Annotated in this window: 13 protein-coding genes and 1 pseudogene; 12 read left to right on the forward strand and 2 right to left on the reverse strand. The window is 34.9% G+C overall.

What is annotated here, in order from left to right; translation table 11 throughout:
* Positions 1 to 4: 4 nt before the first annotated feature.
* The 11 genes and pseudogenes from JQ843_RS01110 (at position 5) to JQ843_RS01160 (ending at position 13303) form a co-directional block, all read left to right on the forward strand.
* Positions 5 to 1372 carry a sugar transferase gene (locus JQ843_RS01110; protein ID WP_203212668.1) on the forward strand — a complete coding sequence of 456 codons (1368 nt, stop codon included), beginning with the start codon at positions 5 to 7 and terminating at the stop codon, positions 1370 to 1372.
* A gap of 4 nt (positions 1373 to 1376) precedes the next feature.
* On the forward strand, positions 1377 to 2162 hold the full coding sequence (locus tag JQ843_RS01115) for a LicD family protein (RefSeq protein WP_203212695.1): 786 nt from the start codon (positions 1377 to 1379) through the stop codon (positions 2160 to 2162).
* A 19-nt stretch (positions 2163 to 2181) separates the two neighbouring features.
* Positions 2182 to 2904, forward strand: a complete 723-nt coding sequence (locus tag JQ843_RS01120) for a WecB/TagA/CpsF family glycosyltransferase (RefSeq protein ID WP_203212694.1) — start codon at positions 2182 to 2184, stop codon at positions 2902 to 2904.
* On the forward strand, positions 2879 to 3964 hold the full coding sequence (locus JQ843_RS01125) for a glycosyltransferase family 4 protein (RefSeq protein WP_125446899.1): 1086 nt from the start codon (positions 2879 to 2881) through the stop codon (positions 3962 to 3964). Before JQ843_RS01120 ends, JQ843_RS01125 begins: the two co-directional genes overlap by 26 nt.
* Positions 3961 to 5055: a non-hydrolyzing UDP-N-acetylglucosamine 2-epimerase gene (wecB, locus tag JQ843_RS01130; RefSeq protein WP_120718983.1), complete on the forward strand. Its 1095-nt coding sequence runs from the start codon at positions 3961 to 3963 to the stop codon at positions 5053 to 5055. The genes JQ843_RS01125 and wecB overlap by 4 nt, the downstream gene beginning before the upstream one ends.
* Entirely contained in the window at positions 5055 to 6020 is a 966-nt protein-coding gene (locus tag JQ843_RS01135; RefSeq protein WP_203212669.1) for a glycosyltransferase family 2 protein, read from the forward strand. The genes wecB and JQ843_RS01135 overlap by 1 nt, the downstream gene beginning before the upstream one ends.
* A gap of 6 nt (positions 6021 to 6026) precedes the next feature.
* Complete coding sequence (locus JQ843_RS01140) at positions 6027 to 7442, forward strand: flippase (RefSeq protein WP_203212670.1); 1416 nt, start codon at positions 6027 to 6029, stop codon at positions 7440 to 7442.
* 194 nt (positions 7443 to 7636) lie between these two features.
* Positions 7637 to 8797, forward strand: a complete 1161-nt coding sequence (locus JQ843_RS01145; protein ID WP_203212671.1) for a polysaccharide polymerase — start codon at positions 7637 to 7639, stop codon at positions 8795 to 8797.
* A gap of 162 nt (positions 8798 to 8959) precedes the next feature.
* Positions 8960 to 10057, forward strand: coding sequence for a UDP-galactopyranose mutase (glf, locus tag JQ843_RS01150; protein WP_203212672.1), 1098 nt, complete (start codon positions 8960 to 8962; stop codon positions 10055 to 10057).
* A gap of 24 nt (positions 10058 to 10081) precedes the next feature.
* A complete protein-coding gene (locus tag JQ843_RS01155; protein ID WP_203212673.1) occupies positions 10082 to 11134 on the forward strand; it encodes a sugar transferase in 1053 nt (350 codons plus the stop codon).
* Positions 11135 to 11333: 199 nt separating this feature from the next.
* Positions 11334 to 13303 (forward strand): annotated as a pseudogene (locus tag JQ843_RS01160) (peptide ABC transporter substrate-binding protein).
* 141 nt (positions 13304 to 13444) lie between these two features.
* On the opposite strand, the gene pbp1a reads toward JQ843_RS01160, so the two are convergent.
* Both pbp1a and recU read right to left on the reverse strand, forming a co-directional pair.
* Positions 13445 to 15628 carry a penicillin-binding protein PBP1A gene (gene pbp1a / locus JQ843_RS01165; protein WP_203212674.1) on the reverse strand — a complete coding sequence of 728 codons (2184 nt, stop codon included), beginning with the start codon at positions 15626 to 15628 and terminating at the stop codon, positions 13445 to 13447.
* Positions 15625 to 16221, reverse strand: a complete 597-nt coding sequence (recU, locus tag JQ843_RS01170; RefSeq protein WP_203212675.1) for a Holliday junction resolvase RecU — start codon at positions 16219 to 16221, stop codon at positions 15625 to 15627. The genes pbp1a and recU overlap by 4 nt, the downstream gene beginning before the upstream one ends.
* A gap of 66 nt (positions 16222 to 16287) precedes the next feature.
* Between recU and JQ843_RS01175 the strand changes: the two genes are divergently transcribed.
* Positions 16288 to 16815 (forward strand): SLOG family protein, encoded by a 528-nt coding sequence (locus tag JQ843_RS01175; RefSeq protein ID WP_070528757.1) that lies wholly within the window; start codon positions 16288 to 16290, stop codon positions 16813 to 16815.
* Positions 16816 to 16826 lie beyond the last annotated feature (11 nt).

Below are 16826 nucleotides of genomic sequence, written 5' to 3' on the forward strand. Positions count from 1 at the left end.
AGTTATGGAAGAGAAAGGGATAAAAATATCTCTGGCAGTAATCCAGAGTTTTATAGTAGTGTTACTGGGGTATTTTCTTAGTTTTGTTAAAGAGACAGATATTCTTTCAACAACAATGATTGTCCTATATATTCTCCACTACATAGTATTTTATTTTAGTGATTTCGGTCAAGATTTTTTTAAAAGAGGATATTTACGTGAGCTTGTTCGCTTGACAAAATATATCATTTTCTTTGCGTTGGCAATTAGTCTTTCCAATTTCTTTTTAGAAGAACGCTTTAGCATCTCTAGACGAGGCATGGTGTATTTCTTAACCTTACACTCGATTCTAATGTATCTATTCAATATTTTTATCAAGTATTATTCGAAACGGATATTTCCTAATTTGAAATGGAGTAAAAAACTATTCTTGATTACAGCAACATCTAGAGTTGAGAAAGTGATGGATAAATTACTTGATGCTGGTGATTTCTTTGGAGAACTGGTGGCAGTTAGTGTATTAGATAAACCTAATTTCCAACATGATACTATTACAGTCGTACCAGTCGAAGATATTTTAAATTTTGCAACTCACGAAGTTGTGGACGAAGTGTTTATCAATCTTCCTAGTGAAGAATATGATATTGGTGAATTTATTTCTCGTTTTGAAACGATGGGAATTGATGTAACAGTTAATCTAAATGCTTTTGACCATAATCTAGGGCGTGACAAGAAAATCCGTGGGATGGCTGGTCTAAATGTCATTACCTTTTCGACGAAATTTTATAAAAATAGTCATGTCATTGCTAAGCGTGTCATAGATATTATTGGTTCTATTTTTGGTTTAATGATTTGTGGCTTAGTCAGTATAGTTCTAGTTCCAGCTATTAGAAAAGATGGTGGGCCTGCTATTTTTGCCCAGACACGTATAGGAAAAAACGGTCGACATTTTACTTTTTATAAATTTAGATCAATGTGTATTGATGCTGAGGATAAAAAGAGAGAATTGTTGGAGAAAAATACTATGCAGGGTGGTATGTTTAAGATGGATAATGATCCTCGCATCACAAACATTGGGCGCTTTATCCGTAAAACTAGCTTGGATGAACTCCCTCAATTTTGGAATGTTTTGAAAGGGGATATGAGTCTAGTTGGAACAAGACCGCCAACAGTTGATGAATATGAGACATACACACCTGAACAAAAACGTCGATTGAGTTTTAAACCAGGTATCACTGGACTTTGGCAAGTTAGTGGTAGAAGTGAGATTAAGAATTTTGATGAAGTTGTTAAATTAGATGTAGCTTATATAGACGATTGGACAATTTGGAAAGATATTGAAATTCTACTAAAAACAGTTAAAGTTGTATTTATGAGGGATGGAGCGAAGTAAAATTATGAATAAAGTGAGGGAAATTCAACTAGGAGAATTATCTTTATTGAAAAGTTATATTGCTATTTGTAGTAAACATGATTTAAGATATTATGCTTTGGGAGGAACATTGCTAGGAGCAATTCGTCATAAAGGATTTATTCCTTGGGATGATGATATGGATTTAGGGATGCCTCGAAAAGATTATGAAAAATTTATATCTATTTGTAAAAAGGAACTTCCAGAACATGTTATCTTGAGGCTTCACGATGATAATTTAGGTAATACCTCTATTATGGATACATCTTTACAAATTCCATTTGGAGATGAACTATGTAGTCCATTCATAGATATTTTCCCTCTGGATGGTTATCCAGATGATCGTTTTTATTATTTTATTCATACAAACAAAATTAAACTCTATCGAGCACTTTCTAAAATTTCTGTAATCGATCGTTTACATGACAGAGATCGGGGAAGTTTTGAAAATGCAATTGTGAGTATATCAAAAGTTTTGAAACTAAATAAACTTCTAAAAACAACCACTATTAACAACAAATTACAAAATCTAATTAAACAATATGATTTTGAAACTAGTTCAATAGTAGGTAATGTATTAGGTTCCTACAGAGAACGTGAACTTGCTAGAAAAGAAGTATTCGGTGAACCACAATTATTAGAGTTTGAGAACTTGGAAATCAGTTGCCATGCAAACCCAGATGAATATTTAACAAAAATATACGGTGATTACATGAAGTTACCCGAAGAAGCAGAACGTAAGGGTCATTTCGAGTCTACATGGGGAGATTAATTTGAATAGTTTTGATTTAATGGGGGTCAGGATTGACCCTTTAACAATGGATGAAACAGTACAGGCGGTTGAGAATTTTGTCATTGAACAACGCCCTCTTCATTTAATGGGCGTAAACGCTGATAAGATTAACCAATGTCAATCAGATGAAGTCATTAAAAAGATAGTTAACGAGTCTGAGATTATCAATGCAGATGGTGCATCAGTCGTTCTAGCCTCCCGATTTTTGGGCTATCAAGTTCCAGAACGAGTTGCTGGAATTGATTTAATGCAAAGATTATTAAAATTAGCGGATGAAAAATCTTATTCAGTGTATTTCTTTGGTGCTAAAGAAGAAGTTTTGCAAGATATGTTACAAAAATTCAAAGAAGAGTATCCAAATCTACTAGTTGTTGGACATCGTAATGGTTATTTTTCTGAGGAAGGTGAGCAAGATATTCAGGAAGATATTCGTGAAAAGAATCCCGACTTTGTATTTGTTGGAATTACCTCACCTAAAAAAGAATACATCATCCAAAAATTTATGGATAATGGAGTGAATTCTATTTTTATGGGTGTAGGAGGTAGCTTTGACGTACTGTCTGGTCACATTCAGCGTGCTCCACTTTGGATGCAAAAATCAAACTTGGAGTGGTTATTCCGAGTTGCTAATGAACCAAAGCGTCTCTTTAAACGATACTTTGTAGGGAATGTTACCTTTATTAAGCGAGTTTTAGATGAGAAACGAAAAACGAAAAAATAATATTTTACATATTTCACGAACGATGGATATTGGTGGTGCTGAGAGAATCGTGTATCAGTTGAGTTCTGATTTGCAAGATGAATTTGATAGTGTACATGTTGCTTCTACAGGAGGCCTTTGGGAACCAAAATTAGATGCCCAAGGAATTATCCATCATAAAATTCACGATATAGACAGCAAAAATCCTCTTACTGTTTTGAAGTTGCTTCTTACTATTTATCAAATTATTAAGACAAATAAGATTACTCTGGTTCATACGCATCATCGTATGGCAGCTTTTTATATTCGTTTATTAAAACTGATAAATCCCAAGCTAGTCCATGTTTACACTGCTCATAATGTCTTTAAAGATAAGTTGCCTTTATATAGATTTTCACTGAAAAATGCCTATAGTATTGCAGTTGGTCAAGCAGTTAATAAAAATTTGAAAGATGATGTGGGAGTGACAGACAGCACTGTTATCTATAACGGAGTGATCTTGAAACAGTCAGATAGACAAGTTGATGAGATTATGAAGTTTGATGGAATCAAGCTAGGCTGTATTGCAAGATTATCTAAACAAAAAGGTTTGACTTATCTGCTTGATGCGATTTCTTTGATTTCAGATGAAAAACTTCGTTTATTTATCGTTGGGGATGGAGAGCTTAGAGCCGAACTAGAAAACAAGGTTAAAGAACTAAATCTGGAAGATAAAGTATCTTTTTTAGGATATCGCAAGGATATAGTAGAATGTATCAATAGTTTTGATTTTTGTGTTTTGCCTTCAGTATTTGAAGGATTTGGCCTAGTTGCCATTGAGGCATTTATGAATAGCAAAACCTTAGTTGCCACGGATATACCGGGATTAAACGAAGTTGTTACAAATGAAAATGGGATCTTGGTTCCTGCTAAAGATGCTAGGGCCTTAGCTTCTGCTATTGAGAGTCTGGCGACTGACTCAACTCTTAGAACTAGGTTAGCTCATCAAGCTAAAAAAGATTATGAAGAGAAGTTTAGTTATCCTTTATTTTTAGAGAATTATCGTAAATTTTATCAAAAACTAATGGGGGATTCGAAATGAAAAAAGTAATGTTAGTTTTTGGGACGCGTCCAGAAGCAATAAAAATGTGTCCCTTAGTGAATGAACTGAAGAAAAATGATTCAATCAAAACACTTGTATGTGTAACTGGTCAACATAAAGAAATGTTAGAGCAAGTTTTAGATGTCTTTAAAGTTGTTCCTGATTATGATTTAGGAATTATGAAGGCAAATCAAACACTATTTACAATCACGACAAGTATTTTAGATAAAATTCAAGCAGTTTTAGAGCAGGAAAAACCAGATATTGTTCTTGTTCATGGGGATACTACAACCACTTTTGCGACAGCTTTAGCTGCATTTTACATGGGAATTAAAGTTGGACACGTAGAGGCAGGACTGAGAACTTATAATCTTCAAAGCCCATTTCCTGAAGAATTCAATCGTCAGACTACTTCAATTATTTCGGATTTCAATTTTGCTCCGACAGAAGTGGCTAAAGAGAATCTTCTAAAAGAGGGAAGAGAGAATATCTATGTTACTGGAAATACTGTCATTGACGCCTTGAAGACAACTGTTCAAGAGCATTATGACCATCCTATTTTAGAGTGGGCTAAGGATAGTAAACTAATCATGTTGACAGCCCATCGACGTGAAAATCTTGGTCAACCCATGGAAAATATGTTTAATGCAGTTAATCGTATCCTGAATGAGTTTGAAGATGTTAAAGTCGTATATCCTATCCATAAGAATCCTAAGGTTCGTGAGTTAGCAAGTAAGGTGTTTGGCGACAATGAACGTATGAAAATCATTGAACCTCTAGAAGTCATTGATTTCCATAATTTTATGAATCAAAGCTACATGATTTTAACAGATTCGGGTGGTGTACAAGAAGAAGCACCTTCTTTAGGTAAACCAGTATTGGTAATGCGTGATACAACAGAACGTCCAGAGGGGATTGCTGCAGGAACCTTGAAATTAGTAGGAACAGAAGAAGAAAATATTTATACTAATTTCAAACTGCTTTTAGAAGATGAAACAGAGTACAGCAAGATGAGTAAAGCAAGTAATCCATATGGAGATGGAAAAGCTTGTGAGCGTATTGTTGATATCATTTTGGAAGGATTATCATAATGGATCAGATTTCTATTGTTGTACCAGTGTACAATGTTGAGAACTATTTGAGTTATTGTGTAGAAAGTCTAAGACAACAAACATATAAAAATATTGAAATAATCTTAGTAGATGATGGTTCGACGGATAGTTCTGGAGAAATTTGTGACCAATATGCTCGAGAAGATGACAGAATAAAAGTTCTGCATATTGAAAATGGGGGATTGTCCAATGCCCGCAATACTGGGGTAAAAGAATCTTCAACAGATTGGATTGTTTTCATTGATTCAGACGATTATTATGACCATAGAGCCATTGAATATTTAGTAGAACTTAGAGATAAGTATAGAGTTGATCTTGTAGCAACTCCAGTGATTGAAGTTAGAAACTATGAACATAGTGATTTCCTAGGAGATTTCAGAGAGAAATATTCTGGAAAATTAGATCGTAGAACAGCTTTAGAACAAATGTTTTATGGAAATTATGTTGGGACACATTCAGGTGGTAAACTATATAAGAAAGAAATCTTATTAAGGTTTCCATATCCTAATGGGATGCTGTATGAAGATTTAGCTCTTGCTTATGAGCATATTGCTTCCTGTGAAAATATTGCTGTTAGTGATCTAAATCTTTATAAATACTATCGAAGACCAGGAAGTATTGTAAATTCTAAGTATAGTGATCGTCTCTTAGATTTTTACAAGGCAATGGAATGGAATAGAAGTTATGTTGAACGAGACTATTCAGGTGATAGTGATATGCGAAGAGCCTTGAATGTTCGCTATGTTTTTAATGGTCTGCATATTGTACATGCTATGCTTAGTTCAGATATGTATGCTGAAGTTAATAAAATTAGAAAAGAATACATTCAATATTTCAAAGATGTTATTCCGAATTCAAATGTTACAAGGAAAAATAAATTGAAATATATATTGTTTCTCGTATCTGCAAAATTGTATAAAAAAATTAGAAGGAAGATTGCTTAGATAGTTATGAAGGTTTTAAAGAACTATGCTTACAACCTCTCTTATCAATTACTAACTATTGTACTACCTTTCATAACAACACCGTATGTTACAAGGGTTTTCAGTTCAAATGATTTAGGAACTTTTGGCTACTTTAATTCGATTGTTGCTTATTTTATTTTTTTAGCAACATTAGGAGTAGCTAATTATGGGACAAAAGAAATTTCAGCTCATAGAAATAATATTCCTAATAATTTTTGGGGTATTTATACATTGCAGCTTACTGCGACTTGTATATCGATATTTCTCTATATTGGTCTGTGTTTTTCACTTTCATTCATGCAAAATCCAGTAGCTTATATATTGGTATTATCTCTATTATCTAGGGGATTAGATATTACTTGGCTTTTTCAAGGACTAGAAGATTTTAGAAAGATAACTGTTAGAAATATCACTGTCAAACTCATAGGTGTTATTTCAATATTTTTGTTCATAAAGTCTCAGAATGATTTATATCTATATGTCTTTTTATTAACTATATTTGAATTTTTAGGACAATTAAGTATGTGGCTGCCAGCTCTAGAATTTATAGGTAAGCCACAATTTGATTTCAATTATGCAAAGAAACATCTTAAACCGGTAATTTTATTGTTTTTGCCTCAAATAGCAATTTCTTTGTATGTTACTTTAGATAGAACAATGCTCGGTGCTTTAGCATCAACTACTGATGTTGGTATTTATGATCAAGCTTTAAAATTGGTGAATATCCTACTTACTTTGGTAACTTCACTAGGTAGTGTTATGCTACCACGTGTTTCGAATCTTTTATCAACAGGGGATAAGAAGTCTGTGAATCGCATGAATCAATTATCTTTCTTGATATACAATCTTGTGATTTTTCCAACTATTGCAGGTATGTTAATTATCAATAATGACTTTGTGAAATTTTTCTTAGGAAATGACTTTCAAGAAGCAAAATATGCTATTGCAATCATGATTTTTAGGATGTTTTTTATTGGTTGGACGAACATTATGGGGATTCAAATTTTGATACCTCATAATAAGAACAAAGAATTTTTGACTTCAACAACGGTTCCAGCAATTATTAGTGTTGGTTTAAATTTACTTTTACTGCCTGAATTTGGATATATTGGGGCTGCAATTGTTTCTGTATTAACAGAAGTATTTGTATGGGTTATCCAATTGTATTTTACAAGAAAATATTTAAAAGATGTACCAATTTTTAAATCAACTGTTAAAATATTTTCAGCATCAATTCTTATGTATGTTGCCCTTTCATTTTTGAAGTCAATTTTGACTTTTACACCTATTGTTAATGTTGTTGTATGTGCTATTGTGGGGGCGATACTTTATGGTTTACTAATTTTAATATTTAAAGTAGTTAGCTTAAAGGAGATAAAAGAGCAGCTGTTAAATAATTAGTATGATGATAATCTATACAGAAATAATCAAAGTTATTTTTGCAAGAATTTGTTTTAGCTAAGTTAGTTGATTGAAAAAGTCTAGAAAGGGAAGGATGGAAGATTGTAGATGAACTAAAAGTTTAAAAATATTAAATAATATATAAAAATTATCAATTATGTTCATTCTATATTATTCTTTACCAAATAAATAATATGATAAAAATTAAATTTGAAAATCTACTGGTTAGTATTGTTGTATCTGTAGTGATATTTTTTAATACTATTTCTACTACAATGCTGGATAAAACTTTTTTTCAAGCTAAAGCAAATTATCTTTTATTAGTAGTTTTGTTATTAGGTCTTCGTTTTATGTTTCCAACACGTATTTCATTTAAATATCTAATATTTTCTTCTTTGCTATTATTATCAGGAATTTTAGTATATTTTCAGACTGGAAAACTTAATTTTCTTATTTATTCAGCCCTTCTAGTTTTATTAGTTAATGTAGATATGAAAGTAGTTTTGAAAACGTATGTCATTGTAGCAGGTTTTCTTGTACTAAGTGTATTTCTTTTATCTCTCTCAGGTGCAGTACCCAATCTACAATATAATCGTGAAGGAGTTATTCGGAATTCGTTTGGATTTATCTATCCTACAGATTTTGCATCCCACTGTTTCTATATTTTCTTGGCTTTTTCTTATTTATTAAAAGATAAATTTATATGGATTAGATCTCTAATAGGTGTACTTTTATCTTTCTTTGTTATAAAATATTGTGATGCACGTTTAAATGGCTTATCAATTATTTTAGCAACAATTATTTTTATATTTTTCTATTTTAATGAAGATAAGAAATTTCGGATCTATTCAATTTTCCCTTATTCTGTAGTTCTATGTTCGTCAATAATGATGTATTTATCTTATATTTTCTCTTGGGGAACTCCATTTTTAGTATCTATCAATAAATTAATTACAGGTAGATTAGCTTTGGGGAAAAATGCATTTAATACTTTTGGTGTACATCTTTTTGGAACTAGAGACGTATTATTTAAAGGGTCAGGAGGTAAAACGGAGGCTGTTATTGATTATAACTACGTAGATTCATCGTATGTTCAAATGTTATTTACATATGGTGTTATACCTCTTGTGCTACTTATATGTCTGTATGTTGTAATTTCGAGAGAACAGTATAAGCAGGGGCAATATTTATATGTAGTAATATTATCTTTAGTGGCTCTAAACTGCATGATTGAAGCTTTTTGGTTTGTCCCGACTTACAATATATTCATGTTTTTGTTGTTCACAAAAAATACTTTTGTTAATAAATCGTTGAATAATTTTAATCCTTTGGATAAAACGGAGTTGTTAAACTGATGAAATGAATTTTTTTGATTTACAAAATTATTTTTCTTCATAAAATGAACTATTCTAACTAATATTTCAAAAAAAATTTTTAAAATCTATTTTTGCATGATATTTTAATGAGGATAACTTTACAATGCTACAAAAGTGTCGAGTCTAATAAAGGAGTGTAATATGTACGACTATCTAATCGTTGGTGCTGGTTTGTCGGGAGCAATTTTTGCTTATGAAGCAACCAAGCGTGGAAAAAAAGTAAAAGTGATTGATAAACGTGACCACATTGGTGGAAATATCTACTGTGAGAATGTAGAAGGTGTTAATGTTCATAAATATGGTGCCCATATCTTCCATACTTCTAATAAGAAAGTTTGGGATTATGTTAATCAATTCGCTGAATTCAACAACTACATCAACTCGCCTGTAGCTTATTACAAGGGTAGCCTTTATAATCTACCTTTCAATATGAATACTTTCTATGCTATGTGGGGAACAAAAACTCCTCAAGAAGTCAAAGTTAAGATTGCTGAGCAAACGGCTCATATGAAGGACGTTGAACCTAAAAATTTGGAAGAGCAAGCTATTAAGTTGATCGGTCCAGATATTTATGAAAAGTTGATCAAAGGCTATACTGAAAAGCAATGGGGACGTTCTGCGACTGACCTTCCGCCGTTTATCATCAAACGTCTACCAGTTCGTTTGACTTTTGATAATAACTACTTCAATGACCGTTACCAAGGGATTCCAATCGGTGGCTATAATGTCATTATCGAAAATATGCTGAAAGATGTTGAAGTAGAACTTGGAGTTGACTTTTTTGCCAATCGTCAGGAATTAGAAGCTTCTACTGAAAAAGTTGTCTTTACAGGGATGATTGACCAATACTTTGACTATAAACATGGTGAGTTAGAATACCGTAGTCTTCGTTTTGAGCATGAAGTTCTAGATGAAGAAAACTATCAAGGAAATGCTGTTGTAAACTACACAGAACGTGAAATTCCTTATACTCGTATTATTGAGCATAAACACTTTGAATACGGAACACAAGAGAAGACGGTTATTACTCGTGAATACCCAGCTGATTGGAAACGTGGTGATGAACCTTATTATCCAATCAATGATGAGAGAAACAATGCCATGTTTGCTAAATATCAAGAAGAAGCAGCGCAGAATGATAAGGTCATTTTCTGTGGTCGTTTGGCTGATTATAAATACTACGATATGCATGTAGTCATTGAACGTGCTCTAAATGTTGTAGAGGAAGAGTTTAAATAAGATAATGAAGGATAAAATTGATCGATGAAATATTATCTAAAAGAAGAATTCCTGAAGGATTCTGGTGCACGAAATGCGGGGAATAAGGCTCGAAATGACGTCGAAGAAATAGTGGTTCGTGAGGGATATAGTCCTTTGTTATTGATGGTAGATGATTGGTATCAAATGGGGACTATTAGAGCTCAACGACATAAGGCTAAAGCCCTATCCAAAGCAATCTCTAAGTTGAAGGAAGGGGATCAGCTACTGATTCAATTTCCTATGCTTCATCATAGTTTCTTTACGACTCATTTAGTCAAAAGAATGCAGCGTAAAGGAGTGAAGGTTCACTTTATTATCCATGATTTAGAAGTTTTGCGCTATGCTAATTTGGATACAGTACCCTTGAAGCATAAAATCCGTGTTCATCTTCAAGAGTCTAGTCTTTTGAAACAAGCTGATGGTCTTATTGCTCATAATCCAGTTATGAAATCAGTGCTTGTTGATAAGGGGATTTCTGAGAAAAAAATAGTTAGTTTAGGCATTTTTGACTATCTGATCCCGAATTATCAGGAGAAAGAAGATTTATCGAAGGAAGGAGCTATTATTGTAGCTGGAAATTTAGCCCAAGAAAAAGCAGGTTACTTATATGAGTTGCCTGCAAGACCGGCATATAACCTCTATGGTGTTGGTTTTGATGAGGCTAGAAAGCTATCCAATGAAACCTATTTTGGTTCATTTCTTCCAGATGAACTACCGGCAGCGTTGGAAGGAAGCTTTGGTTTAGTCTGGGACGGTGATAGTTCTAAAACTTGTAGCGGAGTATATGGTGAGTATTTGAGATACAATAATTCCCACAAGGCTTCCCTTTATTTGGCTTCTGGTTTTCCTATTATTGTTTGGAAACAATCTGCTTTGGCTAATTTCGTCTTAGAAAAAGAGTGTGGAATTAGTGTTGAGAGTTTACTTGACTTAGAAGAAGTATTGGAACATTTATCTCAAGCAGAATATCAGAATTTGGTCAAAAATGCTAAGGTTGTAGGCCAAAAAATTCGTGAGGGTTCTTATCTCCTTTCCGCATTGCAAGCTTTAAATTAATGAATCTAAAAATGACTTAAATAGATAGATGAGGGAATTACTGAGTTCCCTCTTTTCTTATAGTGAAAAAAGAGATTAGAAAATGAAATAAGATTAAATAGTTGTCAGAAAATAACAACTAAACATGAAAATTCTGAAAATTCTATTGACAGGACTTTAAAAAGGGTCTATAATGGATAGAAAAACAAAGGAGAATACTATGAAAACAAGGAAAGTATTGGCTCTTGCGGGAGTCACTTTATTAGCAGCTGGTGTCTTAGCGGCTTGTTCTGGTGGTTCTGCTACTAAAGGTGAGCAGACTTTTGCATTTACCTACGAGACAGACCCAGATAATCTCAACTATTTGACAACCAGCAAGGCAGCTACTTCAAACATTACTAGTAACGTCATTGATGGATTGCTTGAAAATGACCGTTATGGGAATCTTGTTCCCTCTATGGCAGAGGACTGGTCGATGGTTTGACCTACACTTATAAGATTCGTCAGGATGCCAAGTGGTACACATCTGAAGGGGAAGAATATGCTCCTGTCAAGGCTCAAGACTTTGTAACAGGTCTTAAATATGCAACAGATAAGAAATCACAAGCTCTTTACTTGGTACAGGATTCAATCAAGGGGCTGGATGCTTATGCTAAGGGAGAAAATAAAGATTTTTCTCAAGTTGGAATTAAAGCCCTTGACGATCAAACAGTCCAATACACTTTGAACAAACCTGAAAGTTTTTGGAATTCTAAAACAACAATGGGTGTCTTGGCACCAGTTAATGAAGAGTTTTTGAACTCAAAAGGGGATGATTTTGCTAAAGCGACAGATCCAAGCAGTATCTTGTATAATGGTCCTTATTTGTTAAAATCTCTTGTGGCTAAATCTTCCGTTGAATTTGCAAAAAACCCTAACTACTGGGATAAAGATAATGTTCATGTTGATAAGATAAAATTGTCATTCTGGGATGGGCAAGATACCAGCAAACCTGCAGAAAACTTTAAGGACGGTAGCCTTTCAGCAGCTCGTCTCTTTCCAACAAATGCAAGTTTTGCAGAGCTTGAGAAGAGTATGAAAGATAATATCGTCTATACTCAACAAGACTCTACGACTTATCTAGTAGGGACAAATATTGACCGTCAATCCTATAAATATACTTCCAAGACTAGCGACGAACAAAAGACATCTACTAAAAAGGCTCTCTTAAACAAGGACTTCCGCCAAGCTATTGCCTTTGGTTTTGATCGTACAGCCTATGCTTCACAAGTGAACGGTGCTAGTGGTGCAAGCAAAATCTTGCGTAATCTCTTTGTTCCACCAACGTTTGTCCAAGCGGATGGGAAGAACTTTGGCGATATGGTCAAAGAAAAATTGGTGACTTATGGAGATGAATGGAAGGATGTTAATCTTGCCGATGCCCAAGATGGTCTTTACAATCCAGACAAGGCTAAGGCTGAATTTGCGAAGGCTAAGTCAGCCTTACAGGCAGAAGGCGTGACCTTCCCAATTCATTTGGACATGCCAGTTGACCAGACAGCAACTACAAAAGTTCAGCGCGTCCAATCTATGAAACAATCCTTGGAAGCAACTTTAGGAACTGATAATGTCATTATTGATATTCAACAACTACAAAAAGATGAGGTCTTGAATATTACCTACTTTGCTGAGACAGCAGCTGGAGAAGATTGGGATATTTCAGATAATGTTGGTTGGTCTCCAGACTTTGCGGATCCATCTACTTACCTCGATATTATCAAACCATCAGTTGGTGAAAACACTAAAACCTACTTTGGCTTTGATTCTGGTACAGATAATGCTGCAGCTAAGAAGGTTGGTCTGAACGACTATGAGAAATTGGTAACTGAAGCTGGAAATGAGACAATAGATGTAGCAAAACGTTATGATAAGTATGCTACAGCCCAAGCTTGGTTGACAGATAGTGCCTTGATTATTCCAACAACATCACTCACTGGTCGCCCAATCTTGTCTAAGATGGTACCATTTACGATGCCGTTTGCCTTCTCTGGTAACAAGGGGACAAGCGATCCGCTCCTATACAAATACTTGGAACTTCAAGACAAGGCAGTCACTGTGGATGAATACCAAAAAGCTCAAGATAAATGGATGAAAGAAAAAGAAGAATCCAATAAAAAAGCGCAAGAAGAACTTGCAAAACATGTGAAATAAGATAAAAAGAAGTTAGTTATTCGCTAACTTCTTTTGGTTTATCGAAAATGAGTTGAAACCTCTCTTCACTTTCAAAGATTATGAAGATAATTTTTTTGTAGAAAAAATCCTGAGTTTTTATTCTCAGGATTTTCTTTCATCTCACTGTTGTGGTTGTTGAACTTGTGGATTTTGTGGCGTTGGTTGTACTGGTTGTGTCGGTTGAACAGCCTGGCCAGCTTGTCCTTGATTAGGATCAGTTGCTGGAGCATTATGTGGTTGTTGACCAACCGTCGTACTTGCCTGTGTAGTTGAACTTTCAGCTGTTGTGCTTGGAGTTTCTACCGTTTGTGTTTGTTGTGTTACTGAATTATTCCATGTGTTCTTGGCACTATTTTGGAAGACGAATTCTCCATTTCGGAATAGGCCGTCTGGCATCGTCCAATCTCCAGGTTGGTCATCTTCTGATAGATACGATATCATTGAGCGATAAACCTTAGCAGCAACTAGGAAACCATCTCCAACAATTGGAGTTAAACGATTTGAGTAACCAGTCCATACAGCCATAGAATACTTACGAGTATAACCTACAAACATTTCATCTGGAGCTACGTAGCCAGTGTTCTTGATATACTTTTCAATTTCGTCGTCAGTATAGTTAGAAGTACCTGTCTTACCTGCTTGTGGAAGCCATGGTAGGTAAGCACCCCGTCCGGTTCCGTAAGCTAAAACAGTTTTCATCATTTCGGTCATCATATAGGCAGTAGTTTCTTTCATAGCTCGTGTACCAGCATCAGAAAATTCTTTTTCACTACCATCACTAAAGACGATTTTATTGATATAGATTGGTTTGTGGTAAATACCACCATTAGCAAAGGCGGCATAAGCAGCAGCCATTTTTTCACTACTTGCACCGTACTGTTTGTTGGATTCAGTTGTGTTACTTGAAATGGCGTTTGCATAATGCATGCTTGGATAGTCGATACCCAGACCATTAAGGAAGGTTTTAGATCTATCTAGACCGACCTTATTCAAAGTCTCAACGGCTGTGACATTTCGTGATTGTTGGAGTGCATACTGAATTGTAATATTCCCAAAGTAACCATGATCCCAGTTGTAGACAGGAGTATCAGTACCAGGATAGTTATAAGGAACATCATGTACAATAGAAGCAGTAGAGTCATAGACTCCATATTCTAAAGCGGGAGCATAGTCAGTGATTGGTTTCATAGTAGAACCCCAGTCACGGTTGGTTTCAACGGCTTGGTTGATTCCAAAAGATACATTACTTGATTGGTGACGGGCCCCTAACTGAGCAATGACTTTACCATTCGTTACATCCACGATAGTGGAAGCTACTTGAAGTTCATCATCTGGATAAGCAACGTACTCATCTGTATTGTATACATCCCAAAGTCTCTGTTGAACATTTTTGTCGACATTAGTATAGACTTCCATACCTGTGGTAAGAAGGTTGTAGCCCGTTTCTTGTTCGACTTGGTCGATTACTTCTTTGAGGTAGTTGTCCATATAGGCTGGGTAACTATTGGCTGACTTCAAGCTTTGAAGACCGTCAGTGATAGGCGTATTAATAGCTTTTTCGTAATCTTCTGCACTGATATACTTCTGTCCCTTCATTTCTGAAAGTACCAAGTTACGACGCTCTAGAGCAGCTTCTGGATGGGAATATGGATCATATTGGTTTGGTGCTTGAGGCATTCCGGCTAGGAGTGCTAACTGTGGCAAGCTTAAATCCTTCAAGTCTTTTCCATAGTAATTTTCGGCTGCGGTTTGCATTCCATAGTTACCGTTAGACATGTAGACTTTGTTGATGTAGTAGGTCAGGATTTCTTGCTTGGTTGCTTTTTGCTCTAATTGAACGGCTAGCCAAGCTTCTTGGGCTTTACGTGACAAGGTTTGATCGGCAGTTGAAGTAGAGAAATAAGTTAATTTAATCAATTGCTGAGTCAAGGTTGAAGCCCCTTGGAGCCCTCCTTTCCCTTGGAGGTTTCTCAATGCCGCACCCATGATACGAATGGTATCAACACCTCTATGATCAAAGAAACGGTGGTCTTCGATAGACACGATGGCCTTGACCAAGTCAGTAGGAATTTCATTTGCTTGGGCATTTACGCGACGTTCAGATCCAAGGTCAGCAATCAGTTCGTTTTTGTTGTCATAAATCTTGCTAGAGGTTGTCGCAACTAATTTACTTTCAGATAAGGTTGGAGCCTTGCTAACAAAGTAGAGGAAGATACCTCCACCCAATAGAAATAATGCGATAAATAAGGTAAGAAATGTAATTCCAATATACTTTAAGAATCGCAGAATAGTTTGTTTATTCATCTTGTTTTACCACCTAGTAAATGTTCTTTGATAATATCGAGATAGGGAATTTGAGGGAAAGCTCCTTGCTTTACTAAATATCCGTATTCTTGAATATATCCAAGTGGCATTGATTTTTGACCCTTATCTTGATGATAAAAGCGAATCAAATCAAGTGCCGGCAACAAATAAGTTTCTTGTCGAGAAGAAAAATGAAGCAGTACGAAGCAAATGCCCTGCTGTTCTAGAACTTGTTCCATATGTTGAATCTGGTGAAGATGGAAGTTCTTCATTGGGATAGCATTTTTTTGCCGCGTTTCCTTGGCTTCAAAGTCAATGTAATGTCCTCTATATACGCCAGAGTAATCTGTTGTGGAAGCTTGTCTAAAATAGGCTTCTACAATTTTGGCTCGACTACGTTGAGGATAGTCTACTCGAACGATTTGAACAGGCGTTGGCTTTTTATGGATAACTGCCATACCATGCATCAGATAGTAGTCGTTTGTAGCGTTAATCATCTTTTCAAATGTCATTCCTCGATTTGCGAAATTTTTTGGTTGAGAAATGGATGTTTGGCTTTTTTTTGATGAAATTTTATGAGGATAGTTGACCATATTTCTCCTTATTGGTACAATAACATCACTCTATTATACCATAAAAATAGAAAGAAAGGTGTAAAAATGACTACAGCTTTAATTATGGGATATTCTAATTTTGACTTGGGTTTGTTTAATGAAAAAGATATCAGGCTAAAAATTATAAAGAAAGCCATTCGCCGTGATTTAGAAAGTTTAGCAGAAGAAGGGATTAAATGGCTGGTCTTTACAGGAAACTTGGGATTTGAATCTTGGGTGCTGGATGTCGCAAATGAAATGAAAGAAGACTATGATTTCAGCCTAGCGACCATTTTTGATTTTGAAACACACGGGGAAAATTGGAATGAAGCGAATCAGCTTAAACTTAGCCAATTTAAGAAGGTCGATTTTGTCAAATATGCCTATCCTAAATATGAACATATGGGGCAACTACGAGACTACCAACGATTTTTACTGGAAAATACTGATTTAGCTTATTTTTTCTATGATCCAGAAAATGAGACTAAATTAAAATTTATAGACAATTTGATGAAAAATCAGGAAGGTTATCGCATAAAAAGGCTAACCTTTGAAGACTTAAATGAGCTAGTAGAAAATTTTTCTGAAAAGTAAGGCTTTGACCT

Origin of the sequence: Streptococcus mitis (genome assembly GCF_905187495.1) — a bacterium.
GTDB lineage: Bacteria > Bacillota > Bacilli > Lactobacillales > Streptococcaceae > Streptococcus > Streptococcus mitis_CU.

Coding starts and splice junctions, on each gene's coding strand:
- JQ843_RS01110 (WP_203212668.1), top strand. CDS start 5: ATGGAAGAGAAAGGGATAAAAATATCTCTGGCAGTAATCCAGAGTTTT.
- JQ843_RS01115 (WP_203212695.1), top strand. CDS start 1,377: ATGAATAAAGTGAGGGAAATTCAACTAGGAGAATTATCTTTATTGAAA.
- JQ843_RS01120 (WP_203212694.1), top strand. CDS start 2,182: ATGGGGGTCAGGATTGACCCTTTAACAATGGATGAAACAGTACAGGCG.
- JQ843_RS01125 (WP_125446899.1), top strand. CDS start 2,879: ATGAGAAACGAAAAACGAAAAAATAATATTTTACATATTTCACGAACG.
- wecB (WP_120718983.1), top strand. CDS start 3,961: ATGAAAAAAGTAATGTTAGTTTTTGGGACGCGTCCAGAAGCAATAAAA.
- JQ843_RS01135 (WP_203212669.1), top strand. CDS start 5,055: ATGGATCAGATTTCTATTGTTGTACCAGTGTACAATGTTGAGAACTAT.
- JQ843_RS01140 (WP_203212670.1), top strand. CDS start 6,027: ATGAAGGTTTTAAAGAACTATGCTTACAACCTCTCTTATCAATTACTA.
- JQ843_RS01145 (WP_203212671.1), top strand. CDS start 7,637: ATGATAAAAATTAAATTTGAAAATCTACTGGTTAGTATTGTTGTATCT.
- glf (WP_203212672.1), top strand. CDS start 8,960: ATGTACGACTATCTAATCGTTGGTGCTGGTTTGTCGGGAGCAATTTTT.
- JQ843_RS01155 (WP_203212673.1), top strand. CDS start 10,082: ATGAAATATTATCTAAAAGAAGAATTCCTGAAGGATTCTGGTGCACGA.
- pbp1a (WP_203212674.1), bottom strand. CDS start 15,628: ATGAATAAACAAACTATTCTGCGATTCTTAAAGTATATTGGAATTACA.
- recU (WP_203212675.1), bottom strand. CDS start 16,221: ATGGTCAACTATCCTCATAAAATTTCATCAAAAAAAAGCCAAACATCC.
- JQ843_RS01175 (WP_070528757.1), top strand. CDS start 16,288: ATGACTACAGCTTTAATTATGGGATATTCTAATTTTGACTTGGGTTTG.